Source organism: Hydrogenophaga sp. L99, assembly GCF_058731905.1.
The window spans coordinates 3,447,971-3,470,658 of record NZ_CM178972.1 but is presented as its reverse complement, the minus strand read 5'-3'; the positions used below and the strand labels follow the sequence as shown (position 1 = coordinate 3,470,658).

The window sequence follows — 22,688 nt, the reverse complement described above, 5'->3', positions numbered from 1 at the left end:
CATGCCGCTGGTGACCGCGGGGGACCGAGGAGACAAGCCCAGTCCAACTCAAAAAATTGTTTCAGCGTCCCGAGAGATGCCAGAAATCACAAGCCAGCCCTTCGGGGTTGGTTTTTTTTCGCCTGGGCCCGGTCAGGGTGCCTCGCAGGGTGCAGGGCCGCGCTGCCTGCAAGGGGCCGATCGGGCCTCGGCTTGGGCCTCTGTGGGCAACGCGCAAACGACGGCGGTGTGCGGAAATCAGCTGAATATTGCGATTACATCTTGTATTCAAAAATGGAAACATACCTTCCATGCCGCAGGCAGAGCTTGTTTTTCCTGATCAAATTGATCAAAAAAATTGATAAAAATCAAACACTTAAATGAAGCATTAGGTGTTTTCCCTTGACCGGCATTGGGTGGCCTGTGCTTTGCAAGCGGTAGGTCATCTGCCTTTTTGTTCAATGGAATCAGGTGGCCCCACCGGCGATTGCCGGCCCCCATTCACGCCAGCCTATGGAGACAACCATGATGGAAACTTTTTACGAGGTGATGCGCCGCAAGGGCATCTCGCGCCGCAGCTTTCTGAAGTACTGCTCGCTCACCGCCACCTCGCTCGGGCTGGCACCCGCGTTTGTCCCGCAAATTGCTTACGCGATGGAGAACAAGCCCCGCACACCGGTGATCTGGCTGCACGGGCTGGAGTGCACCTGCTGCACCGAAGCGTTCATCCGTTCGGCGCACCCGCTGGCCAAAGACGTGGTGCTGTCCATGATCTCGCTGGACTACGATGACACCCTGATGGCCGCCGCCGGCCATCAGGCTGAAGAGCTGCTGGAAGAGCTGCTTGTGAAGTACAAAGGCCAGTACATCCTGGCCGTGGAGGGGAATCCGCCGCTGAATGAAGACGGCATGTTCTGCATCCAGTCGGGCAAGCCCTTTCTCGAAAAACTGCAGAAGGTGGCCAAGGACGCCAAGGCCATCATCGCCTGGGGTTCGTGTGCCAGCTGGGGCTGCGTGCAGGCCGCCAAACCCAACCCGACACAGGCCACGCCGATCCACAAGGTCATCACCGACAAGCCGATCATCAAGGTGCCGGGCTGCCCGCCCATTCCCGAGGTGATGACGGGCGTGATCACCTACATGCTGACGTTCGACCGCATCCCCGAGCTGGACCGCCAGGGCCGGCCGAAGATGTTCTACAGCCAGCGCATCCACGACAAGTGCTACCGCCGCCCGCACTTTGACGCCGGTCAGTTCGTCGAGGCCTGGGACGACGAGTCCGCGCGCCGCGGTTACTGCCTCTACAAGGTGGGCTGCAAGGGCCCGACCACCTACAACGCCTGCTCCACCATGGAGTGGAACGAGGGCACCAGCTTCCCCATCAAGGCCGGTCACGGCTGCATCGGTTGCTCGGAAGATGGCTTCTGGGACAAAGGCTCGTTTTACGACCGCCTGACCGACATCCACGCCTTCGGCATCGAAGCCAACGCCGACCAGATCGGCGGCACGGCAGCGGCCGTGGTGGGTGCTTCGGTGGCAGCCCACGCCGCCATCACGGTGGCCAAGCGGGCGCGCGACACCTCGCGTGAAAAGTCCAACACCAACGCCTGAAACAAAACAAGGAAAAGATCATGGGTGTCTACGAAACACAGGGCTTCAAGCTCGACAACACCGGCCGACGCATCGTCGTCGATCCCGTGACCCGCATCGAGGGTCACATGCGCTGCGAAGTCAACCTCGACAGCAACAACGTGATTCGCAACGCGGTGTCCACCGGCACCATGTGGCGCGGCCTGGAGGTGATTCTCAAGGGCCGCGATCCGCGCGACGCCTGGGCTTTTGTGGAGCGCATCTGCGGCGTTTGCACCGGCTGCCACGCGCTGGCCTCGGTGCGCGCGGTGGAGGATGCGCTGGGCATCCAGATTCCGCTCAACGCCTACCTCATCCGCGAAATCATGGCCAAGACGCTGCAGGTGCACGACCACGCGGTGCACTTCTACCACCTGCACGCGCTGGACTGGGTGGACGTGATCTCGGCCCTGAACGCCGACCCGAAGAAAACCAGCGATCTGCAGCACCTGGTGTCGCCCTCGCACCCGATGTCCTCGCCCGGTTATTTCCGCGACGTGCAGAACCGTCTGAAGAAGTTTGTTGCGAGCGGTCAGCTCGGCCCCTTTGCCAACGGCTACTGGGGTTCCAAGGCCTATGTGTTGCCGGCCGAAGCCAACCTGATGGCGGTTACGCACTACCTGGAAGCCCTGGATCTGCAAAAAGAGTGGGTGAAGATCCACACCATCTTTGGCGGCAAGAACCCGCACCCGAACTACCTGGTGGGCGGCGTGCCCTGCGCGATCAACATCGACGGCGACGGCGCGGCCGGCGCGCCCATCAACATGGAGCGCTTGAACTTCGTTGAAGCGCGCATCAACGAGATCATCGAGTTCAACAAGAACGTCTACGTGCCGGACGTGCTCGCCATTGGCACCATTTACAAGCAGGCCGGCTGGCTCTACGGCGGTGGCCTGTCGGCCACCAACGTGGCCGACTACGGCACCTACGAGAAAGTGCAGAACGACCCCAGCACGCAACAGCTGCCTGGCGGCGTGATCCTGGACGGCAACTGGGACAAGATCCACGCCATCGACCCGCGCGACCCTGAGCAGGTACAGGAATTCGTGAACCACAGTTGGTACAAATACGCTGACGAGTCCAAGGGCCTGCACCCCTGGGACGGCGTGACCGAGGCCAACTACAAGCCCGAGGGTCCGAACTTCAAGGGCACGCGCACGAACATTGAGGCCGTCGACGAAAGCGCCAAGTACTCCTGGATCAAGTCGCCGCGCTGGCGCGGACACTCGGTCGAGGTCGGCCCGCTGTCGCGTTACATCCTGGGTTACGCCCATGCGATGAAAGGCAACAAGTACTGCCAGCGCGTCAAGCAACAGGTCGATGAATCGGCCGTGGCCATCAACAGCGCACTGCCCAAGGCGCTGGGCCTGCCGGAGACGAACTACACCCTCAAGCAACTGTTGCCCACCACCATCGGTCGCACCCTCGCCCGTGCGCTGGAGAGCCAGTACTCTGGCGAGATGATGATGGACGACTTCCGCCAGATGGTGCAGAACATCAAGAACGGCGACAGCAACACCGTCAACGTCGAGAAATGGGACCCCGCCACCTGGCCCAAAGAGGCCAAGGGCGTGGGCACCGTGGCTGCGCCGCGCGGCATGCTGGGTCACTGGATCAAGATCAAGGACGGCAAGATCGAGAACTACCAGTGCGTGGTGCCCACCACCTGGAATGGCTCGCCGCGCGACACCAAGGGCCAGATCGGGGCCTTCGAGGCCTCGCTCCTGAACACGCCCATGGTCAACCCCGAGCAGCCGCTGGAGATCTTGCGCACACTGCACAGTTTCGACCCTTGTCTGGCCTGCTCCACCCACGTGATGAGCGAAGACGGTCAGGAAATGGCCCGCGTCACGGTGAGGTGAGATGAAGCCCCCTGCGCCGCTTCGCGTCTTCCCCGAAGGGGGGCGCACCCTGTGGCCCGGCAAAGCGGGTTCCACGGGTGCCTTGACCAAGACCGTTGCCCGCTCGAAGTGTCCATGGATCTGTGAAACGTTATGAAACCACACGAGGAGAAACACATGCAAGCCAATACCATCCGCCGCCTTTCGATCAGCACGCTGCTGGCCAGCCTGACCGGCGCAGCCCAGGCCCACGGGGGCCACGGACCGCACGAACTGTGGGACATGCTCACCCATGCCATTGGCCTGGAACAGGGGCTGGTCCTGCTGGGGACGGGCGGGGTCGTCTGGGCTGTGCGTCAGTGGCGTGCACGCCGTGGCCAGACCGTGTCGAAGTGACCGTCGTTCCCCACCCGGAGCACACCATGTCCACACTGTCTGCCCAAGAACTGGCCCAGCAGCGTCTGGCCGATGTCACCGGCATCGACGAGAACGCCGTCTCGAACGGCCAGTCCGTCCAGTCGGTCTATGTGTACGAAGCGCCGGTGCGCATATGGCACTGGATCAACGCGCTGGCCATCACGGTATTGGCCATCACCGGCTACTTCATCGGCGTGCCGCTGCCGACCATGCCGGGCGAGGCCAGCGACAACTACCTGATGGGCTACATCCGCTTCGCGCACTTCACCGCCGGCTACATCCTGGCGGTGGGCCTGGCTGGGCGTGCCTACTGGGCCATCGTCGGCAACCACCATGCGCGCGAACTGTTCTGGGTACCGATGTTCCAAAAAGCCTATTGGCGCGAAGTGATTCAAGTGATGGCGTGGTATCTGTTCATCGCCCCCAAGCCCAACCAGTACGTGGGACACAACCCGCTGGCCAGGTTCGCCATGTTCACCCTGTTTCTCGGCATTGGCCTGTTCATGATCGTCACCGGTTTTGCGCTCTACGGCGAAGGGACGCAATCCGGCTCCTGGGCGCACACGCTGTTCACCACCTGGGTGATCCCGCTGTTCGGCCAGAGCCAGGACGTGCACACCTGGCACCGCCTGGGCATGTGGGCCATGATCATCTTCGTCATCCTGCACATCTACGCCGCGATCCGAGAGGACATCATGGGGCGCCAGAGCATCGTGTCGACCATGATTTCGGGTTACAGAACGTTTAAGGACTGAAAAGATGGACCCCCGCGGCCTTCGCGTCACCCCCCAGGGGGCAGCGCTGGAGGCCCGCCAAAGCCGGTTCCTCGGCGCCCTTGATTCAGGCACTTCGCTCCAACTTCGGCTCTTTGATATGGCACGTTCCGCTCCACATCGTCAGTACCCTATCGCGCCGGTGATCCCGCCGCGGGGTGTGCCGGTGCGTGCGCCGATGCATCCGGGGCGTTTGCTGGAGCGGACCTGTCTGGTGCCGTTGGCGCTCAACCAGAGTCAGGCGGCGCGCTTGCTGGGCCTCTCGCGCCGCCGCCTGCACGAATTGGTGCATGGTCAGCGGGCCATGTCGCCCGACACCGCCATCCGCTGCGCGCGGCAGTTCGGCATCGACGCCGGCTTCTGGCTCGCGCACCAGGCCGCCTGGGACAGCTTCCACGCCTGGAAGCGCTTCTGTTCCGGTCCGGTCACCCCTTCCGTCTCCCCTTGAGTTTTTCGGGACCACCCACCATGAGCGCCCATCCGTCCGAATCCACCTGTCACCCCGGTGGTGACACCCTCGCCCAGCCGCAGACCATCGTGGTGCTGGGCATCGGCAACCTGCTCTGGGCCGACGAGGGCTTTGGTGTGCGCTGCATCGAAGCCCTGCAGCGTCGCTACGAGTGTGCCGAACACGTGTCGCTCATCGACGGCGGCACCCAGGGCCTGTACCTGATCCAGCACGTACAGGCGGCCGACGCGCTGCTGATCTTCGATGCCATCGACTACGGCCTGGAACCCGGCACGCTCAAGCAGGTGCGCGACGACGCGGTGCCGCGCTTCATGGGTGCCAAGAAGATGAGCCTGCACCAGACCGGTTTCCAGGAGGTGCTCTCGCTCGCGCAGCTCACGGGCAAGTTCCCGGCCCAGGTGCTGCTGATCGGCTGCCAGCCGCAGGAGCTGGAAGACTACGGCGGCAGCCTGCGTCCGGTGGTCAAGGCGGCGATGGAAGAGGCGCTGGCCCTGGGGGTGGATCAGATCGCGCGCTGGGGCGGCCAGCCCGCACCGCGGCGCAGGCCGCTGGGCGAACGCGAAGCCGTGACCATGGACGAGCTGGCGCTGGCCGCCTACGAGACGCAACGCCCGGCGCCAGAGGCGGCCTGTCGCGAGGGCGATGAACGATTTCTCAGAAGCCCCCCCGCGCCGCTTCGCGTCACCCCCCCAGGGGGGCGGCACCAGCCGTCCGGCGAAGCCGGCCCGGCGGTGCCCCCGGGCGGAGCCCCTTCTCTCAACCAGGTGGGTGTTTGACATGTGCATCGGCATACCCATGCAAGTCAGTGCTGTCGAGCCCGGCCATGCCTGGTGTGAAGGCCGTGGCGAGCGCCGTCGCGTCAACACCGCGCTGGTCGGCACGCTGGTGCCGGGCGACTGGCTGCTGGTGTTCCTGGGTGACGCGCGCGAAACCATCACCACCGAGCGCGCTGTCGAAGTGAACGCTGCGCTGGATCTGGTGCTGGACGCCATGCAGGGCCTGGACGCCTGTGGCGATGCCGGCTTTGCCTTGCCCTCACAAATGACCACCGAACAACTCAGGCAGTTGTCCGGACAGACCTGAAACCTCGCACACAGGAGACACCATGAACACCGCCACCGACACCACCCACCGGGCTTTTGCCTTGCCACTGCCCGACACCAACCCCGCGCCGCCGCTGGTGATGCGCCTGGCGCGCGATTTCGGCGCCGCCTGGGTCGATGAAACCAGCGTGTCCCCCTGGAGTGCCGGCGGCGGTGACCGCGTGGTGCTGCTCGCGGGCGACCCGGTGCGGTTCCCCGAAGGCCAGGACGTGGCGGCCGTGCTGCCCGAACTGATGAAAAATTTTCCGAACCGTTTTCAGGTGGCCGTGGTGCCGCGCGACAGCGAGGACGCGGTGGCACGCCGCTACGGCTCGCAACGCTGGCCCACCCTGCTGTTTTTTCGCGACGGCCAGTACGTGACCGCCATCGCCGGCATGCAGGACTGGGACGTGTACCTGCACGGCGTGGCCGCCGCGCTCGCCATGCCGCCTTCGCGTCCGCCCACCATCGGCATCCCGGTGGTGAGCCAGTCCGGTGCGGCCAAGGACAGCGGTTGCCACTGAAACCCACCGACAGACAAGGACGCCCCATGAAAGAATTTCCCATTCCTCTCGTTGCCCTCGGCCCGGGTACCCAGGTCGAAGACGAAAAGCTGGACTACGTGCACATGCCCAAAGACATGGACACCTACCGCCCACCCGTGCTGCCGGAGCCCGAAGACCTCGTCGGACGCGATGCGGCGCGCGCGGTGCTCGGTCAGGTGCTGGTGTTGCTGAACCGCACGGCAGAGCGCGGCCCGGGCGGCCAGGTGTCACTGACCACGCTGCCTGCGCAGGACCTGCGGCTGATCAACCAGATCATGGGCGAGGGCGAGGTCAGCGCCCTGGTGCGTGAAGAAGACGGCGCGCTGGAAGTGCACATCCAGGAAGCGGTGCTGGCGGGCGTCTGGCGCCTCATGACATTGCGCACCGTGGATGGCGAGCGCACGCTGATTGACGATGTGCTCGAGGTCGGCCCGGTGCCCGCGCTGCTGCGCGCGATGGCGGTGGACGATGTATGGCCCCAGGGCGAGATGCCGCATTGGGCCGGCCCTCTGCCGCCCAACGTGCAGAACGCGCCCCTGCTGGTGGAAGAAATCCGCGACCAGGTCGCGGGCTGGAAACCAGGCCAGGTGCCGCACGTGGTCAACCTCACGCTGCTGCCGGTCACACCCGAAGACATCGGTTTCCTGGATCATCACCTCGGTACCGGTCGCGTGCTCATGCTTTCGCGCGGTTACGGCAACTGCCGCATTTCCAACACGCGCCTGTCCAATTGCTGGCGCGTGGTGTATTACAACTCGATGGACAAGGTGATCCTCAACACGGTCGAGGTGGTGGACATGCCCGAAGTGGCCATGGCCGCGCCCGAAGACCTGCGCGATTCCCACGAGCGCCTGCTCGACGTGATGACCTACCTTGAACAGGCATGAGCCACCACACTCCACCGCTGCGCGGGTCGCTGCCCGCCGAGGGGGCTGATCCGGCTTGGGGCGGCCCGACGCCGGATCGCGCGATCGCTGACCGACCTAAAGGCTTCGAAGGCTTTGAAGGCTCGTACCTCGGCAACCGCGAGGTGCTGCGCCCCGAGTCGCGTCTTGAATGCAAGATCTGCTGGTGGGTCTACGATCCCGCCCTGGGGGATCCACAGTGGCAAATTCTGCCCGGAACGCCGTTTGCAGATTTACCCGCCCACTGGCGTTGCCCGAACTGCGATTGCGATGCCGAGCAGTTCCTGATGCTGCCGGATTGAGATGAACCCCCTACACCGCTCCGCGACCTCCCCCTTGCAGGGGGAGCACACCAGCGGCCCGGCAGAGCCGGTTCTGCAGCGTGTGCTGGACCAGCGCGTCCAGACCCTGGTGGACTTCTACAAGCACGTGCAGACCGAGCGCATGGTGGGCATTCCCTTGCTCAACCCGGCGCTGTCGGTCGAGGCGGTCGGTTTTGCATGGGCGGGTGGTGCTGAAGAGGGGGCAGAGCCGGTGGCCGAAGGCGTGTTGATCACACCCTGGTTCATGAGCCTGCTGCGGCTGCCCGCCGCGAACCTGCCTCACGAAAACCGGGTGACGCGCAGCTTCGTGCGTGAATTCGGCAGCGAGCGCTTCGATTTCATCGGTGCGCACGATCCCGCCGTCGGGTACCACGAGACCTGCGCGCTGTTTTCCCCCATGAATGGCTTCAACAGCCAGGACCTGGCGCGGGAGACCGCGCTGGCCTCGCTCGCTCTGACCCGAGCGGCGCCGCCCGAACCGATCACCCCCTTGCCAGAGCCCAGCGCCCTGCCGGCGCGCCGCGCCTTCTTGCTCGGTCGCCGGGGAGCGCTCGCGCCATGAACACCACGTTCGCACCCACCGGACTCGCAGACCTTGCCGGTCGGCTGCGCGTGTCACCGGGCGCGCCGCTGCCGCTCAGCCTGCGCAGCTCGCGCCAGGACTGGGCTGCGCGCCTGGCGCCAGGCCAGCCGGTGGCGGCCTTGCCCGGTCTGGTGGCCAGCCTGTTCAACCTCTGTGGCCACGCGCATCGCTTGTGCTCATCGCTCGCCATCGATGCCGCAGCGCCCGGCTTGCTGAGCACACCGCCAGCCGTGGACCAGCGTCTGCGCACCGAGACCGCGCAGGAACACATCCGCCGCATGGGCCTGGACTGGCCACGTCTGCTGGCCACCGACACGCCCGGACCGCAGGCTGCCCAGGCGCATGCCGCGCTGTCTTGTTGTCCGCTGCTCGTCGCCGCAGCCTCGCCCACCCCCTGGCCAGCCACGCTCGCCTGGCTGCAGGAACAGCTGCTGCACATGCCCGCCGCCACATGGCTCCGGGCCTGGCAGGCGTCCGGTGCCGACTGGCTGCTCGATTGGAGTTGCCGCCACACCGGCTGGTTGCCCGCGTTGCTGTGCGCCGCCCGCGCGGTTGACACCGGCACACCGCTGCAACCAGCCGCAGCGCTGCGCGCCCACGCCGATGTTTTGGACCAGCGCAGCCTGTCCGCTGCGCTGGCGCTGCAGCCCGCCTTCGCGCTGTGCCCGCAGTGGCACGGCGCCAGCGCCCACACCGGCAGCTGGACACGACTGAACGGCATGGACGTCGGGCTGCCGCTGAGTCCCTGGGCCTTGCTGGGCAGTCGCCTGGCCGAGTTGATCCGCCTGTGCCAGCCCGACGCGCCGGGCCTGAGCGGTGCGGGCTGGCTGTCTTTCGGCGCGCTGAACACCGGGCCGCGCCAAGGCCTGGCCTGGGTGGAAATGGCGCGTGGCCTGCTGGTGCACCAGGTGGAGATCGATACGCCCCTGGGCGATGCGCCCGCGCGGGTGCTGGCCTGCCGCGTGCTTGCGCCCACCGATTGGAATTTCCACCCGCAGGGCGTGGTGGCGCAACACATCGCCGACTTGAGCGCGAGCGAGCCGGTTGCCACCGTGGAACGCCGCGTGCGCCTGCTCATGGCGGCGTTCGACCCCTGTGTGCCGTTTGACGTGGCGCACCCGCTGGCTGCCGCTCAGGAGGTGCCACATGCATGAAGTCAGTCTGGCCTGCGGTGTGTTGAAGCTGGTCGAAGACACGGCCCTGCGCGAGCGCTTCTCGCGTCTGTTGTCGCTGCGGCTCGAAGCCGGTCAGCTCGCGGGGGTGGACGCGCGCGCCCTGCGTTTCGCGCTGGAGTGCCTGGCGCCCGGTACGGTGCTCGAGGGCGCCCAGATTGACATCGAAGAACCCCCCGGCCAGGCCTGGTGCCTGGGCTGCACCCAGACTGTGGCTATCGCCCAGCGCGGCGACGCCTGTCCGGCCTGTGGCAGCTACCAGCTACAGCCTACTGGCGGCATGGCCTTGCGTGTGCTGGACATGCAAGTGAGCGATGATTGATTGTTTGATTTAATGAACCAGGAGAACCAACATGTGTGTCGTGTGCGGATGCAGTAACAACAGCGTGGCCCATGCCCGGCATGTGCAGAGCCAGGCGGGCGAAGCCGGCGTGGTGCAGGTCAACCCCGGCAATGGCGACTTGCATTTTGGTGCCGGAGCGGCCCGCGTATCGGTGCCCGGTATGAGCCAGGCGCGCGCCATCCAGCTGGAGACCGACATTCTCGGCGCCAACAACCGCGTGGCGGTGCAGAACCGCGCGCATTTCGAAGCGCACGGCGTGACCGCGCTCAACCTGGTGTCCAGCCCCGGCTCGGGCAAGACCACGCTGCTGTGCGCGACCATCGAAGCCTTGAAGAGCCACGCGCCAGGTCTGCACGTCGCGGTGATCGAAGGCGATCAGCAGACCAGTTTCGATGCCGATCGCATTCGCGCCACCGGCGCCCCCGCCATCCAGGTCAACACCGGCAAGGGCTGCCACCTCGACGCGCCCATGGTGAGCGAAGCCTTTGCACAGTTGCACAGCCACGACGGCCACGCCCATGGGCACGGTCATGCACACGATCACCACCACGGCGATGCCCACAGCCTGCTGTTCATTGAAAACGTGGGCAACCTGGTCTGTCCTGCGGTCTGGGACCTGGGCGAGGCCGCCAAGGTGGCCATTCTCTCGGTGACCGAGGGCGAGGACAAGCCGCTCAAGTACCCCGACATGTTCGCCGCCGCGCGGCTCATGGTGCTCAACAAGATCGACCTGCTGCCGCACGTGCAGTTCGACGTGGCGCGCTGCATCGAACTGGCGCGGCGCGTGAACCCCACCATCGAGATCTTGCAGCTCTCGGCCACCACCGGCGAAGGCATGGACGCCTGGCTGCACTGGCTGGACCACGCCATGGGTCACGGCCATCACCACCACGAAGAGCCCGCGCCATCGGTCTCGGAATCGGCGCTGCGGGATCGGGTGCAGCAGCTCGAAGCCGAGCTGGCCAAAGCCCGCGCAGCATTGAGCCCCCACACTCCGCCGCTGCGCGGGTCGCTGCCCCTCGAGGGGGCTGGTTTCGCCTTGGGGCGGCCCGGCGGCGAAACCGCCCTCTCCGCCGACGCCTCGATCTGACGCCATGAACACCACGCCTGTGCCCACCGTGCTCGCCTGCGGCGCCTGGCTGAAAAATGCCGCCTGCCTGCTGGTGAACGGCGCACCCGTGTGGTCGGCGGTGCACGGCGACCTCAGCGACCCCGCCGCCTGTGCCGCGCTGGAGACGTCGGTGCAGCGCCTGCTGGCCGAACACGGTGCGCCCATTGCCGCCGTGGCACACGATCTGCATCCAGACTTCTTCAGCACCCAACTCGCGGTGCAGTTGGCGGCTTCGCTCGGTGTGCCCGCTATCGGCGTCCAGCACCACCATGCGCACATCGCGGCGGTGGTGGCCGAGCACGGCCTCGCGGAACCGGTGATCGGTCTCGCGCTGGATGGCGTGGGTCTGGGCACAGACGGGCAGGCCTGGGGCGGTGAATTGCTCTGGGTGGACGGCGCGCAGTGGCAGCGCCTGGGCCATCTGCTCCCGCTGGCCCTGCCCGGCGGCGACCGCGCCGCGCGCGAGCCCTGGCGCATGGCGGCCAGCGCGTTACACGCGCTGGGCCGGGGCGGGCAGATCACCACCCGCTTCGCACCGCACGTGGGCGAGGCTGTGGCCGCGGGGGTGCAGCAGATGCTGGCCAAGAGCTTGAACTGCCCCACCACCAGCAGTGCTGGCCGCTGGTTCGACGCGGCGGCCGGCGCGCTGGCCTTCAGCGTTCGCCAGGCCGACGAAGCCCAGGCCGCCATCGCGCTCGAAACCGCCGCCGCCCGCTGGCTCGCCCAACACCCACACACCACCCCGCAGCCCAGCGCGGTCATCGACGCGCAGAACCGCCTGGACCTGCGCGGCCTCATGCCCGCTTTGTTCGATGCCGACGCCACGGGTGCGGACGCCGCTGCCGCGGGCTTTCACCTCGCGCTGGCCGACGCACTGGCTGCATGGGCTACGCGCGCCGCCCGCGAACGCGGCTGCCGCGACGTGTGCCTGGGCGGTGGCTGCTTCTTCAACCGCATCCTGCGCGAGCGCGTGACCGAGCGCCTGCAAGCGGCGGATCTGCGTGTGCACCGACCGCTGGAAAAAGGCTGCGGCGACGCCGGCCTCGCGATCGGTCAGGCCTGGGTCGCGGCGCAGCAACGGGCAGCGACCCCACAGAACATTTCGTCAAAGGAAACCGAACCATGTGCCTAGCCATTCCCGCTCAACTGGTGGAGTTGCGCCCCCACGACCAAGCCGTGGTGAACCTCGGCGGCATCCGCAAAGAGATTTCCATCGCCCTCGTGGCCGACGTGAAGGTGGGTGACTACGTGATCGTTCACGTGGGCCACGCCATCGGCGTGCTTGACCCTGAAGAGGCGCTGAGCACGCTGGCGCTGTTTGCCGACATCGCCCGGTTCGCGTCCGATCCCACACCGGAGGACGGGACCCGCGCCGGGCCGCCCCAAGCGGGGCCAGCCCCCTCGGGGGGCAGCGAATCGCGCAGCGGTGAAGCGCGGGGGCTCAAGCAACTCAGCGCCGGGCCGCCCCAAGCGGGGCCAGCCCCCTCGGGGGGCAGCGAATCGCGCAGCGGTGAAGCGCGGGGGCTCAAGCAACTCAGCGCCGGGCTGCCCCAAGCGGGGCCAGCCCCATCGGGGGGCAGCGAATCGCACAAAGCGGGGAGCGTGGGGGTGGAGGTGCCAGCATGAAATACATCGACGAATTCCGCGATGGCGAGCTCGCCCGCCAGATCGGCGCGCGCATCGCCGCCGAAGCGCTCCCGCAGCGCCACTACAGCTTCATGGAGTTCTGTGGCGGCCACACCCATGCCATCAGCCGGTACGGCGTTCTCGAGCTGCTGCCGCCCAATGTGCGCATGATCCACGGCCCGGGTTGCCCGGTCTGCGTACTGCCCATTGGTCGCATCGACCTGGCGATCCGTTTGGCCCTGGAGCGCGGCGCCATCGTCTGCACCTATGGCGACACCATGCGCGTGCCCGCCAGCGACAGCCTCTCACTCATCAGGGCCAAGGCGCGCGGCGGCGACATCCGCATGGTCTATTCCGCGGCCGACGCGCTGGCCATCGCGCGCGCGAACCCGCAGCGCGAGGTGGTGTTCTTCGCCATCGGTTTCGAGACCACCACGCCGCCCACGGCGCTCGCCATCCGCGATGCGGCGCGCGAAGGCCTGGCCAACTTCAGCGTGTTGTGCTGCCACGTGCTCACGCCCTCGGCCATCACCCACATCCTCGAATCGCCCGAGGTGCGCCAACTCGGCACCGTGCCGATCGACGGCTTCATCGGCCCGGCACACGTGAGCATCGTGATCGGCTCCGCGCCCTACGACCACTTCGCCGAGGAATACCGCAAGCCGGTGGTGATCGCCGGCTTCGAACCGCTGGATGTGATGCAAGCCATCCTGATGCTGGTGCGCCAGGTCAACGAAGGCCGTGCCCATGTGGAAAACGAGTTCACCCGCGCCGTCACGCCCGAAGGCAACCTCAAGGCCCAGGCCCTGGTGTCCGAGGTGTTCGAGCTGCGGCCCAGCTTCGAGTGGCGCGGCCTGGGTGAGGTGCCCTACAGCGCGCTCAAGATCCGCGAGGCGTTTGCCACCTTCGACGCCGAACGCCGTTTTGACCTGAACTACACGCCCGTGGCCGACAACAAGGCTTGCGAGTGCGGCGCGATCCTGCGCGGCGTGAAGAAGCCAACCGACTGCAAGATCTTCGGCACCGTCTGCACGCCGGAAAACCCGGTCGGGTCCTGCATGGTGTCCAGCGAAGGCGCCTGCGCCGCGCACTACACCTACGGCCGCTTCCGAGACATTCCCATTGTCCCGGTCACCGCCACCGCCGCTGCCATCGAGGAGGCCACCCCGTGAGAGCCGACATCGAGCAACCCCCCGGCGGCGAGGCGCCCGCGCCCAAGCCGGTGAAGAAGAATTACATCCGTCCGCTGGACATCAAACACGGCCGCATCGACATGGGCCACGGCGCGGGCGGCAAGGCCGCGGCGCAGCTGATCGAGGAGCTGTTCCTGGCCGCCTTCGACAACGAGTTCCTGCGCCAGGGTGACGACGCTGCGGTGCTGGCGCTACCGGCCTTCGACCCGGCGCAGGGTCGCCTCGTGATGGCGACCGACGGTCATGTGATTTCGCCGCTGTTTTTCCCCGGTGGCGACATCGGCTGCCTCTCGGTGCACGGCACGGTCAACGACGTGGCGATGATGGGCGCGCAGCCGCTGTACCTGAGCGCGAGCTTCATCATCGAAGAAGGCTTCCCCCTGATCGAGCTGCAGCGCATCGTCAAGTCCATGGCGGCTGCGGCGCGCCAGGCTGGCGTGCCGGTGGTCACCGGCGACACCAAGGTGGTGGAAAAAGGCAAGGGCGATGGCGTGTTCATCAGCACCACCGGCGTGGGCGTGCTGCCCCCGGGCGTGCAGATCAGCGGTCGCCACGCGCGTGCGGGCGACGTGGTGCTGCTCTCCGGCAGCATCGGCGACCACGGCGTGGCCGTGCTCTCGCAGCGCGAGTCGCTCGCCTTCGAAACCACGATCACCAGCGACACCGCCGCGCTGCACACCTTGGTGGCCGCCATGCTCGCGGCGGCGCCCGGCGCGGTGCGCGTGCTGCGCGACCCGACGCGCGGCGGCCTCGCCACCACGCTCAACGAGGTGGCGCGCCAGTCGGGCGTGGGCATGCTGCTGCAAGAGGCCGCCATTCCCGTCAAACCGCAGGTAGACGCGGCCTGCGAACTGCTGGGCCTGGACCCGCTCTACGTCGCCAACGAAGGCAAGCTGATCGCGGTGGTGGCGCCCGAGTTCGCGGATGTGGTGCTGGCGGCGATGCGTGCGCACCCGCTGGGGCAAGAGGCCGAGCGCATCGGCGAAGTGACGGCCGACCCGCACCACTTCGTGCAGATGGCCACGCGCTTCGGCGGCCGCCGGGTGGTGGACTGGCTCAGTGGAGAGCAGCTGCCACGGATTTGTTGATCCCCCCGCCGCGCTGCGCGCGACCCCCCAGGGGGCAACGCTGGCGGCCCGGCGAAGCCGGTTCCGCGGCGTTCTGGGTGGGTCGCTGCACGCGCTTCGGGCGCTTGCATGGGTCATGCTCCGTTGTGTTTGCCGATTTGCTTGAAAACGTCACCTGAGAACCCCTTGCGCATCCTCCTGCTCTGCCACAGCTTCAACAGCCTCAGCCAGCGGCTGTTCGCCGAGCTGCGCGCGCACGGCCACACCCTGAGTGTGGAGCTTGACATTGCCGACAGCGTGACCGAAGAGGCAGTGGCGCTGTTCCGGCCCGACCTGGTGCTGGCACCGTTCCTCAAGCGCCGCATCCCGCCAACGGTGTGGCAGCGCGTGACCTGCCTGGTGGTGCACCCCGGCCCGCCGGGCGACCAGGGGCCGTCTGCGCTGGACTGGGCGGTCTGGCGCGGTGAGCCGCACTGGGGCGTGACGGTGCTACAGGCCAATGGCGATTTCGACGCCGGCCCGGTCTGGGCCCATGCCTCGTTTGACATGCGCCCTGCAACAAAAGGCAGTCTGTACCGCCGTGAGGTCACGCAGGCCGCGTGGCGGGCCACGTTGGCCGCCGTGCAGCGCTTTGCGGGTGGCGAGCGCTCAGCCCCGGCGTTGCCAGACGACGCACCGCTGGTGCGCTGGCAGCCGCTGCTGCGCCAGAGCGAACGCGCGATCCACTGGGCCACCGAAAGCACCACCAGCGTGCTCGCCAAGCTCCGCAGCGGCGACGGCCAGCCCGGCGTGTTCGACACGCTGTGGGGTCAAGCCTGTTACCTGGGCGATGCCCACCCGGCCAGCGCCGCCGCCATGGCCGAATTCAGCGACGCCGAACCCGGTGCCATGCTGGCCGTGCGCGAAGGCGCGCTGCTGCGCTGCACGGTGGACGGTGGCGTCTGGATCGGTCAGGCCCGGCGCGCCGACCCGCCCGGCACGCCGCCCGCGCTGGGCAGCTTCAAGCAGGTGGCGGCCGAGCTGTTCGCCAGGGAAGCGGAATGCCTGCCGCAGCGCCCGGTGCCACTGGTGCGGGCAGCGGACGAGTGGGGCGAATTGCGCTACACCGAGCACGGCCCGGAGCGCGCGCGCGTGGGCTGCCTGAGCTTCGACTTCTACAACGGTGCCATGTCCACCGCCCGCTGCGAGCGCCTGCGCGCCGCGTTGCTGCAGGTGCGCGAGCGGCCCACGAAAGTGCTGCTGTTGCTGGGCGGCGACGGGTTTTTCAGCAACGGCATCGACCTCAACAGCATCGAGGCCGCCGCGCACCGCCCCGGCGACAGCGCCGCCGATGCCTCGTGGCGCAACATCCAGGCCATGAACGACGTTGCGCTGGCGGTGCTGCAGACCACCGACCGGCTCACGGTCAGTGTGCTGCGCGGCAACGCCGGCGCGGGTGGCGCCTTTCTCGCGCTGGCGGCCGACCAGGTGTGGGCGCACGGCAGCGTGGTGCTCAACCCACATTACAAGAACATGGGCAACCTGTATGGTTCCGAGTACTGGACCTACCTGCTGCCGCGCCGCCTCGGCGACGCCGGCGCAAAGGCGCTGATGACGCAGCGCCTTCCGCTGCTGGCCGCCGAGGCGCTGAAGATCGGCCTGCTCGACCACAACGATGAGGGGCCGCGCCAAGGCTTCGAAGAGCGCGGCCTGGAGCGCGCGCTGGCGCTGGCCAGCTCCTACAATCAGAGCGGAGAGCTGGCTGCCAAGCAGGCCCGGCGCGAGCAGGACGAGGCCCACCGTCCGCTGGCCCTTTACCGCGAACAGGAACTGGCGCGCATGCACCGCAACTTCTACGGCTTCGATCCCAGCTACCACGTGGCACGCCACCACTTCGTGCACAAGCAGCCGCACGCCTGGACACCCCGCCATCTGGCGGTGCATCGGCCGTGACGCAACCCCTCCTTCTCGAAGCCCTGCCCACCGTGCTGGTGGTGGACGACGAGGTGCGTTCGCAGGACGCGCTGAGGCGCACGCTGGACGAGGACTTCACGGTCTTCACTGCCAGCAGCGCCGACGAGGCGCGCGGCCTGCTGCAGCGCCAGCCGGTGAGCGTGATCCTGTGCGACCAGCGCATGCCGGGCATGACCGGCGTGAACTTTCTCAAGGAGGTGCGCGAGCAGTGGCCCGACGTGGTGCGCATCGTCATCTCGGGCTACACCGATTCCGAAGACATCATCGCGGGCATCAACGAGGCCGGCATCTACCAGTACATCCTGAAACCCTGGTCGCCCGACCACCTGCTGGAGTCGGTGCGCAACGCGGTCGAGGCGCAGGCGCTGCAGCGTCAGACCAGCCGGCTCGACCTGGAGCTGCGCACCAACACGCGCGTGCTGCGCCAGCGCACCGCCACCCAGATGGCGCAGGCGCGCAGCAGCTTCGGCTTCGACCGCCTCGTGCGTGCGCCCGGCAGCCCGCTGGACCAGGTGTGCAACATGGCACAGCGCGCCGCGCGTTACGACATCCCGGTGCTCGTGCTGGGCGAATCGGGCACGGGCAAGGAACTGCTGGCGCGAGCCATCCACTACGCCTCGCCGCGGAGCACCGGCCCCTTTGCGGTAGAGAACTGCGCGGCCATTCCCGACACGCTGCTCGAATCCGAGCTCTTTGGCCACAAGCGCGGCGCTTTCACGGGCGCGTATGAAGACCATCGGGGCCTGTTCCAGCGCGGCGATGGCGGCACCGTTTTTCTCGACGAGATCGGCGAGACGTCCCCCGCCTTCCAGGTCAAGCTGCTGCGCGTGTTGCAGGAGGGCGAGGTGCGGCCCGTGGGCGGTGCGCGCCCGGTGCCGGTGGACGTGCGCCTGATCGCTGCCACCCACCGCCAGCTGGAGCAGCGCGTGCGCGATGGCCTGTTCCGCGAAGACCTCTACTACCGCATCGCCGGCATCACGATCACCGTGCCGCCGCTGCGCGATCGCGTGGCCGACATCCCGCCCATCGCGCACCAGTTGGTGCATGACGTGGCCGCCGAGTTGGGGCACCCGGGCGCGATCCTGCCCGACGAAGCCATGGCCTGCCTGGTGGCCTACCCCTGGCCGGGCAACATCCGCGAGCTGCGCAATGAAATCGCGCGGGCGTTGGCCCTGCACGACGGCGCGCGGCTGGACGCCGCGGCGTTCTCCAGCCGGGTGCTGCAAGGCCGCGCATCGGGCACGGCCGACGACCTCACCGCCGCCATCCCCCAAAGCGGCACGCTGAGCGAGCGGCTGAACGTGATCGAGGCGATGCTGCTGCGCGAAACCCTGCTGCGCCACCGCTGGAACAAGACCCGAGCGGCCCAGGAACTGGGCCTCTCCCGCGTGGGTCTTCGCGCCAAAATACAGCGCTTCGGATTGGAGCCGAAGTGAGGTCCACCTCCGTCGCTTGCGCCTTGCGCGTAGCCGCATCCCACCTCAAGGGGGTGACGCCAGTGGCACGGCAAAGCCAGTTCCGCGGCGTCTGCCGGATGGAGGTGTCGCTGTGAAGCATGGCGCTGGTCTCAACGTTTTGTGGCTTCAGTCGGGCGGTTGCGGCGGCTGCAGCATGTCGCTGCTGTGCGCCGACACCCCCGATTTCCGGGGCCACCTGCGCGATGGTGGCGTGAACTTGCTGTGGCACCCCTCGCTGTCGATGGCGAGTGGCGAAGAGGTGATCGCGCTCCTGCACGCGGTGCTGGACGGCAGCACCCGGCTCGACGCGCTGTGCGTCGAAGGCTCGCTGCTGCGCGGCCCGAACGGCACGGGGCGCTTTCACATGCTGGCCGGTACCGGCCTGCCCATGATCCACTGGGTGCGCGAGCTGGCGGCGAAAGCGAAACACGTGCTGGCCGTCGGCAGCTGCGCGGCCTGGGGTGGCATCACCGCCGGCGGCGACAACCCCACCGACGCCTGCGGCCTGCAGTACGAAGATGACCGCACCGGAGGACTGCTCGGAGCGGATTTCCGCTCCAGCAGCGGCCTGCCGGTGATCAACATCGCGGGCTGCCCCACGCACCCGAGCTGGGTGATTGACACACTCATGGCGCTGGCCGCCGACGGCTTTACGGCCGACGACCTGGACCCGCTGAACCGGCCGCGTTTCTATGCCGACCAACTGGTGCACCACGGCTGCACGCGCAACGAGTATTACGAGTTCAAGGCCAGCGCCGAAAAGCCGTCGGACCTCGGCTGCATGATGGAGCACATGGGCTGCAAAGGCACGCAGGTGCACGCTGATTGCAACACCCGGCTGTGGAACGGCGAGGGCAGCTGCACACGCGGCGGCTACGCCTGTATCGCCTGCACCGAGCCCGGCTTCCAGGAACCCGGTCACCCGTTCCACGAAACGCCCAAGCTCGCCGGCATTCCCATCGGCCTGCCGACCGACATGCCCAAGGCCTGGTTCGTCGCGCTGGCTTCCTTGTCCAAGAGCGCGACGCCGAAACGGGTGAAGAACAACGCGGTGGCGGATCACCTGGTGGTGATACCCGCCGTTCGAAAAACGAGGTTGAAATGAGTCGCCTGCTCGTCGGTCCGTTCAACCGCGTCGAAGGCGACCTCGAAGTCCAGCTCGACATCGCCGACGGCCGCGTCACCTCCGCCCAGGTGAACGCCACCATGTACCGCGGCTTCGAACAGATCCTGCAGGGCAAGGTGCCGCACGATGCGCTGGTCTATGTGCCGCGCATCTGCGGCATTTGTTCGGTGTCTCAGTCGGTGGCCTCGGCGCGTGCGCTGGCCGACCTGGCCGGCATCACCATGCCGGCCAACGGCCAGCACGCGACCAACCTGATCCTGGCGACCGAAAACCTGGCCGATCACCTGACGCACTTCTACCTGTTTTTCATGCCGGACTTCGCCCGCCCGGCTTACGCCGACCGGCCTTGGCACGTCGAAGCCCAACGCCGCTTCGCGCCCGACCACGGCGAGCAGGTGCGCGCGGCGACCGCTGCGCGCCAGCGCTGGTTCACGCTGGTGGGCACGCTGGGCGGCAAGTGGCCGCACACGCAGTCGGTAGAACCCGGTGGCTCCACCCGCGCCATTGATGCCGCCGAGCGCGTGCGCCTGCTGGCGAAAGTGCGTGAGTTCCGCAGTTTCCTGGAGCGCCAGCTGTTCGCCGCGCCGCTCGAAGCGGTGGCGGCGCTGACCAACGAAGCCGCGCTGTGGGGCTGGCACGCGCAGGACCCGCTGGGCGGCGACCTGCGCTTTTTCCTCACCCTCGTGCGCGACCTGCAACTCGACACGCTCGGCCCCGGACCGGGGCGTTACCTGAGTTATGGCGCTTATGCACAGTCGGGTGGTGGCTGGGCCTTGCCCGGTGGTGTGTGGCGCGCGCAGACCGGCGCGGTCGAAGTGCTGAACCCGCACCGCATCACCGAAGACGCCACCCACACCTGGCTGGCCCACGCGCGCGAGCCGCTGCATCCGCTGCACGGCATCACCCGCCCCGAGCCCGACAAGCCCGGCGCCTACACCTGGAACAAGGCGCCGCGCCTGGGTGGTGAAGTGGTTGAAACCGGCGCTGTTGCGCGCCAACTTGCCAGCGCCCAACCGTTGGTGCTGGACGCGGTGGTGCGCCACGGCGGCACGGTCTACACGCGCGTGCTGGCACGGCTGATCGAGCTCGCCCGCGTGGTGCCGCTGATGGAAGAATGGCTGCAGGCGATCCGACCGACCGAGGCCTTCTGCGTGCCGACCATACTGCCGGACGAGGGCAGTGGCGTAGGCCTGAGCGAGGCCGCGCGCGGCAGCCTGGGCCACTGGCTGGTGGTGCGGCGCGGGCGTATCGCGAACTACCAGATCGTCGCGCCCACCAGCTGGAATTTTTCGCCGCGTGACGCGCAGGGAACGCCCGGCGCGCTGGAGCAGGCGCTGGTGGATGCGCCGGTGCGCGATGGCGAGCAGACACCCATCGCCGTCCAACACATCGTGCGTTCGTTCGACCCCTGCATGGTCTGTACCGTGCACTGATATGGACACCCCCCTGCGCCGCTGTGCGGCTTCCCCCCGCTCTGGCGCGCCTTCGGCGCTGGGCAGGGGGACGGCGCCCGCGCCCCGGCGAAGCCGGTTTCGCGGCACCCCTGGACGAGGTGCTGTCCCGCGTTGCGAGGGCTTCTTTTCATCATGAGCAAAGACCGCGCCCCGAGCCCGCTGCCCACCGTGCCGATGGAGGGTGTGGACGATTCCACCTGGCTGGACGTGATCCAGAAGATGGACGAGGTCTACACCCGACTGATCGACGACGAGGTGGAGCTGGAGAAGAAGAACACCGAACTGGAGCAGTCGCAGCAGTTCATCTTCAGTGTGCTCACGTCGATGTCGGACGTGCTGGTGGTGTGCGACGAGCGCGGTTTGATCGAGCAGGCCAACGCGGCCTTGTGCGAGCTGGTCGGGCGCCACGAGGAACAGCTGCGCGGCAACTGCCTGGCCGATTTGCTGGCCGACGCCGCCAGCGTGGACGCCGCACGCGCCGCGATGGACTGCAGCGATACGCCGCGTTCAGGCCAGGGCATTGAGCTCAACTTGCTCGATCGCGAGGGTCAACCGGTGCCAGTCGATGCCAACTGCACGCCGCGCATTGGCCCCAGCGGGCGGCGTGTCGGCACCGTGTGGGTGGGTCGGCCCACGGCCGAACTCAAGCGCGCGTACCACGAGATGCGCTCCGCACACGAGGCCCTCAAGCGCACGCAGCAGCAGCTCCTGCATTCGGAAAAAATGGCCTCGCTCGGCCAGTTGGTGGCCGGCGTGGCGCACGAGCTGAACAACCCGATCAGCTTTGTGCTGGGCAATGTGCACGCGCTGCGCAAGTACTGCGACCGCCTGCAGACCTACATGGCCGCGCTGCACGCCCACGAGCCCGAGCCGGCGCTGCAGGCGCTGCGCCAGAAGCTGCGCATCGAACACCTGATGGGCGACCTGCCGTCCCTCATCGAAGGCACGCTGGAAGGCGCACAGCGCACCGCTGACATCGTGCACGGACTCAAACGCTTCTCGGCCATGGACCCGGAAGAGCGCACGCCGGTGAACCTGATCGAGGTGATTGAACGCGCCATTCATTGGGTGCAAAAAGGTCGACACTCACCCATGGATGTGCGCTGGCAGGCGGGCACGCCCTGCATCGTCATGGGCAGCGCAGGCCAGTTGCAGCAGGTGATGATGAATCTGTTGCAAAACGCATTCGACGCCGTGGGAGGCCTTGGTGCGGTGGCGCCATGCGTCTGGGTGTCTGTGGTTTGCGATGGCACCCGGGCCCGCGTGTGCGTGCGCGACAACGGACCCGGCATCCCGCCCGAGCACCTGCTGCGTATCTTCGATCCCTTCTTCACCACCAAGCCAGTGGGTAAGGGTACGGGTCTGGGCCTGTCGATCAGCTACGGCATCGTGGAGCAGCACGGCGGACGCTTGAGCGCATGCAACGCTGAAGGTAGGGGGGCCGAGTTCCAGATGGAGCTCCCTCTGGCAGGGGCCTGACGCGGGTGAGAGGTGTTCGCTGATGTCCGCTCATCAGCTTAAATAGCCCCCGATCGGCCTTGTAAAAGCCCGACAGCGGTTCTCATTTTGTGAGCGTTGGGTTCGGTGCGCACCCAGCCGTTGCGCAGGATGTTGCAGCAGTCGGAGCCGGAAGCTCCGGC

Annotated in this window: 22 protein-coding genes and 1 pseudogene; all 23 read left to right on the top strand. The window is 67.3% G+C overall.

Features of this window, described 5'->3' with window-relative positions:
* The first annotated feature begins 507 nt into the window (after nt 1-507).
* The 23 genes and pseudogenes from AC4QBL_RS16610 (at nt 508) to AC4QBL_RS16500 (ending at nt 22,527) form a co-directional block, all read left to right on the top strand.
* Nucleotides 508-1,590: a hydrogenase small subunit gene (locus tag AC4QBL_RS16610; RefSeq protein WP_304834425.1), complete on the top strand. Its 1,083-nt coding sequence runs from the start codon at nt 508-510 to the stop codon at nt 1,588-1,590.
* Between the two features lie 20 nt (nt 1,591-1,610).
* A complete protein-coding gene (locus AC4QBL_RS16605; protein WP_304834373.1) occupies nt 1,611-3,470 on the top strand; it encodes a nickel-dependent hydrogenase large subunit in 1,860 nt (619 codons plus the stop codon).
* Nucleotides 3,471-3,626: 156 nt separating this feature from the next.
* Nucleotides 3,627-3,845, top strand: coding sequence for a hypothetical protein (locus AC4QBL_RS16600; protein ID WP_304834372.1), 219 nt, complete (start codon nt 3,627-3,629; stop codon nt 3,843-3,845).
* 26 nt (nt 3,846-3,871) lie between these two features.
* Nucleotides 3,872-4,621 (top strand): Ni/Fe-hydrogenase, b-type cytochrome subunit, encoded by a 750-nt coding sequence (cybH, locus tag AC4QBL_RS16595; RefSeq protein WP_472900069.1) that lies wholly within the window; start codon nt 3,872-3,874, stop codon nt 4,619-4,621.
* A gap of 118 nt (nt 4,622-4,739) precedes the next feature.
* Nucleotides 4,740-5,087 (top strand): HigA family addiction module antitoxin, encoded by a 348-nt coding sequence (locus AC4QBL_RS16590; protein ID WP_304834370.1) that lies wholly within the window; start codon nt 4,740-4,742, stop codon nt 5,085-5,087.
* A gap of 20 nt (nt 5,088-5,107) precedes the next feature.
* Nucleotides 5,108-5,884: a HyaD/HybD family hydrogenase maturation endopeptidase gene (locus tag AC4QBL_RS16585; protein WP_370870989.1), complete on the top strand. Its 777-nt coding sequence runs from the start codon at nt 5,108-5,110 to the stop codon at nt 5,882-5,884.
* Between the two features lies 1 nt (nt 5,885).
* Nucleotides 5,886-6,191 (top strand): HypC/HybG/HupF family hydrogenase formation chaperone, encoded by a 306-nt coding sequence (locus tag AC4QBL_RS16580; RefSeq protein ID WP_304834369.1) that lies wholly within the window; start codon nt 5,886-5,888, stop codon nt 6,189-6,191.
* A 22-nt stretch (nt 6,192-6,213) separates the two neighbouring features.
* Nucleotides 6,214-6,714 (top strand): thioredoxin domain-containing protein, encoded by a 501-nt coding sequence (locus AC4QBL_RS16575; RefSeq protein ID WP_472900070.1) that lies wholly within the window; start codon nt 6,214-6,216, stop codon nt 6,712-6,714.
* Nucleotides 6,715-6,740: 26 nt separating this feature from the next.
* A complete protein-coding gene (locus tag AC4QBL_RS16570; RefSeq protein ID WP_305334666.1) occupies nt 6,741-7,622 on the top strand; it encodes a hydrogenase expression/formation protein in 882 nt (293 codons plus the stop codon).
* Between the two features lie 83 nt (nt 7,623-7,705).
* Nucleotides 7,706-7,942 (top strand): rubredoxin, encoded by a 237-nt coding sequence (locus AC4QBL_RS16565; RefSeq protein WP_304836668.1) that lies wholly within the window; start codon nt 7,706-7,708, stop codon nt 7,940-7,942.
* A gap of 1 nt (nt 7,943) precedes the next feature.
* On the top strand, nt 7,944-8,525 hold the full coding sequence (gene hybE / locus AC4QBL_RS16560; RefSeq protein ID WP_492131606.1) for a [NiFe]-hydrogenase assembly chaperone HybE: 582 nt from the start codon (nt 7,944-7,946) through the stop codon (nt 8,523-8,525).
* Nucleotides 8,522-9,700 (top strand): hypothetical protein, encoded by a 1,179-nt coding sequence (locus tag AC4QBL_RS16555; RefSeq protein WP_472908092.1) that lies wholly within the window; start codon nt 8,522-8,524, stop codon nt 9,698-9,700. Before hybE ends, AC4QBL_RS16555 begins: the two co-directional genes overlap by 4 nt.
* Nucleotides 9,693-10,040 carry a hydrogenase maturation nickel metallochaperone HypA/HybF gene (locus AC4QBL_RS16550; protein WP_305334664.1) on the top strand — a complete coding sequence of 116 codons (348 nt, stop codon included), beginning with the start codon at nt 9,693-9,695 and terminating at the stop codon, nt 10,038-10,040. Before AC4QBL_RS16555 ends, AC4QBL_RS16550 begins: the two co-directional genes overlap by 8 nt.
* A gap of 31 nt (nt 10,041-10,071) precedes the next feature.
* Nucleotides 10,072-11,151, top strand: a complete 1,080-nt coding sequence (gene hypB / locus AC4QBL_RS16545; protein WP_304836628.1) for a hydrogenase nickel incorporation protein HypB — start codon at nt 10,072-10,074, stop codon at nt 11,149-11,151.
* 4 nt (nt 11,152-11,155) lie between these two features.
* Nucleotides 11,156-12,304, top strand: coding sequence for a Kae1-like domain-containing protein (locus tag AC4QBL_RS16540; RefSeq protein WP_304836626.1), 1,149 nt, complete (start codon nt 11,156-11,158; stop codon nt 12,302-12,304).
* Nucleotides 12,295-12,516 (top strand): annotated as a pseudogene (locus tag AC4QBL_RS16535) (HypC/HybG/HupF family hydrogenase formation chaperone); the annotation flags it as partial. The gene AC4QBL_RS16540 and the pseudogene AC4QBL_RS16535, both read left to right, overlap by 10 nt.
* A gap of 278 nt (nt 12,517-12,794) precedes the next feature.
* Complete coding sequence (hypD, locus tag AC4QBL_RS16530) at nt 12,795-13,970, top strand: hydrogenase formation protein HypD (RefSeq protein WP_472908091.1); 1,176 nt, start codon at nt 12,795-12,797, stop codon at nt 13,968-13,970.
* A 101-nt stretch (nt 13,971-14,071) separates the two neighbouring features.
* Entirely contained in the window at nt 14,072-15,079 is a 1,008-nt protein-coding gene (gene hypE / locus AC4QBL_RS16525; RefSeq protein WP_472908108.1) for a hydrogenase expression/formation protein HypE, read from the top strand.
* A gap of 165 nt (nt 15,080-15,244) precedes the next feature.
* Nucleotides 15,245-16,990: an enoyl-CoA hydratase-related protein gene (locus AC4QBL_RS16520; protein ID WP_472908090.1), complete on the top strand. Its 1,746-nt coding sequence runs from the start codon at nt 15,245-15,247 to the stop codon at nt 16,988-16,990.
* Entirely contained in the window at nt 16,987-18,447 is a 1,461-nt protein-coding gene (locus AC4QBL_RS16515) for a sigma-54-dependent transcriptional regulator (RefSeq protein WP_304836613.1), read from the top strand. Before AC4QBL_RS16520 ends, AC4QBL_RS16515 begins: the two co-directional genes overlap by 4 nt.
* 175 nt (nt 18,448-18,622) lie before the next feature.
* Nucleotides 18,623-19,573, top strand: coding sequence for an NADH-quinone oxidoreductase subunit B family protein (locus tag AC4QBL_RS16510; RefSeq protein WP_492131605.1), 951 nt, complete (start codon nt 18,623-18,625; stop codon nt 19,571-19,573).
* Nucleotides 19,570-21,027: a nickel-dependent hydrogenase large subunit gene (locus AC4QBL_RS16505; RefSeq protein WP_305334659.1), complete on the top strand. Its 1,458-nt coding sequence runs from the start codon at nt 19,570-19,572 to the stop codon at nt 21,025-21,027. Before AC4QBL_RS16510 ends, AC4QBL_RS16505 begins: the two co-directional genes overlap by 4 nt.
* Before the next feature lie 153 nt (nt 21,028-21,180).
* Entirely contained in the window at nt 21,181-22,527 is a 1,347-nt protein-coding gene (locus AC4QBL_RS16500; RefSeq protein ID WP_472900077.1) for a PAS domain-containing sensor histidine kinase, read from the top strand.
* The last annotated feature ends 161 nt before the right edge of the window (nt 22,528-22,688 follow it).

What these genes read in the sequence shown, in the direction of transcription:
- AC4QBL_RS16610 (WP_304834425.1), top strand. Translation starts at nt 508, where the DNA reads ATGGAAACTTTTTACGAGGTGATGCGCCGCAAGGGCATCTCGCGCCGC.
- AC4QBL_RS16605 (WP_304834373.1), top strand. Translation starts at nt 1,611, where the DNA reads ATGGGTGTCTACGAAACACAGGGCTTCAAGCTCGACAACACCGGCCGA.
- AC4QBL_RS16600 (WP_304834372.1), top strand. Translation starts at nt 3,627, where the DNA reads ATGCAAGCCAATACCATCCGCCGCCTTTCGATCAGCACGCTGCTGGCC.
- cybH (WP_472900069.1), top strand. Translation starts at nt 3,872, where the DNA reads ATGTCCACACTGTCTGCCCAAGAACTGGCCCAGCAGCGTCTGGCCGAT.
- AC4QBL_RS16590 (WP_304834370.1), top strand. Translation starts at nt 4,740, where the DNA reads ATGGCACGTTCCGCTCCACATCGTCAGTACCCTATCGCGCCGGTGATC.
- AC4QBL_RS16585 (WP_370870989.1), top strand. Translation starts at nt 5,108, where the DNA reads ATGAGCGCCCATCCGTCCGAATCCACCTGTCACCCCGGTGGTGACACC.
- AC4QBL_RS16580 (WP_304834369.1), top strand. Translation starts at nt 5,886, where the DNA reads ATGTGCATCGGCATACCCATGCAAGTCAGTGCTGTCGAGCCCGGCCAT.
- AC4QBL_RS16575 (WP_472900070.1), top strand. Translation starts at nt 6,214, where the DNA reads ATGAACACCGCCACCGACACCACCCACCGGGCTTTTGCCTTGCCACTG.
- AC4QBL_RS16570 (WP_305334666.1), top strand. Translation starts at nt 6,741, where the DNA reads ATGAAAGAATTTCCCATTCCTCTCGTTGCCCTCGGCCCGGGTACCCAG.
- hybE (WP_492131606.1), top strand. Translation starts at nt 7,944, where the DNA reads ATGAACCCCCTACACCGCTCCGCGACCTCCCCCTTGCAGGGGGAGCAC.
- AC4QBL_RS16555 (WP_472908092.1), top strand. Translation starts at nt 8,522, where the DNA reads ATGAACACCACGTTCGCACCCACCGGACTCGCAGACCTTGCCGGTCGG.
- AC4QBL_RS16550 (WP_305334664.1), top strand. Translation starts at nt 9,693, where the DNA reads ATGCATGAAGTCAGTCTGGCCTGCGGTGTGTTGAAGCTGGTCGAAGAC.
- hypB (WP_304836628.1), top strand. Translation starts at nt 10,072, where the DNA reads ATGTGTGTCGTGTGCGGATGCAGTAACAACAGCGTGGCCCATGCCCGG.
- AC4QBL_RS16540 (WP_304836626.1), top strand. Translation starts at nt 11,156, where the DNA reads ATGAACACCACGCCTGTGCCCACCGTGCTCGCCTGCGGCGCCTGGCTG.
- hypD (WP_472908091.1), top strand. Translation starts at nt 12,795, where the DNA reads ATGAAATACATCGACGAATTCCGCGATGGCGAGCTCGCCCGCCAGATC.
- hypE (WP_472908108.1), top strand. Translation starts at nt 14,072, where the DNA reads ATGGGCCACGGCGCGGGCGGCAAGGCCGCGGCGCAGCTGATCGAGGAG.
- AC4QBL_RS16510 (WP_492131605.1), top strand. Translation starts at nt 18,623, where the DNA reads ATGTCGCTGCTGTGCGCCGACACCCCCGATTTCCGGGGCCACCTGCGC.
- AC4QBL_RS16505 (WP_305334659.1), top strand. Translation starts at nt 19,570, where the DNA reads ATGAGTCGCCTGCTCGTCGGTCCGTTCAACCGCGTCGAAGGCGACCTC.
- AC4QBL_RS16500 (WP_472900077.1), top strand. Translation starts at nt 21,181, where the DNA reads ATGAGCAAAGACCGCGCCCCGAGCCCGCTGCCCACCGTGCCGATGGAG.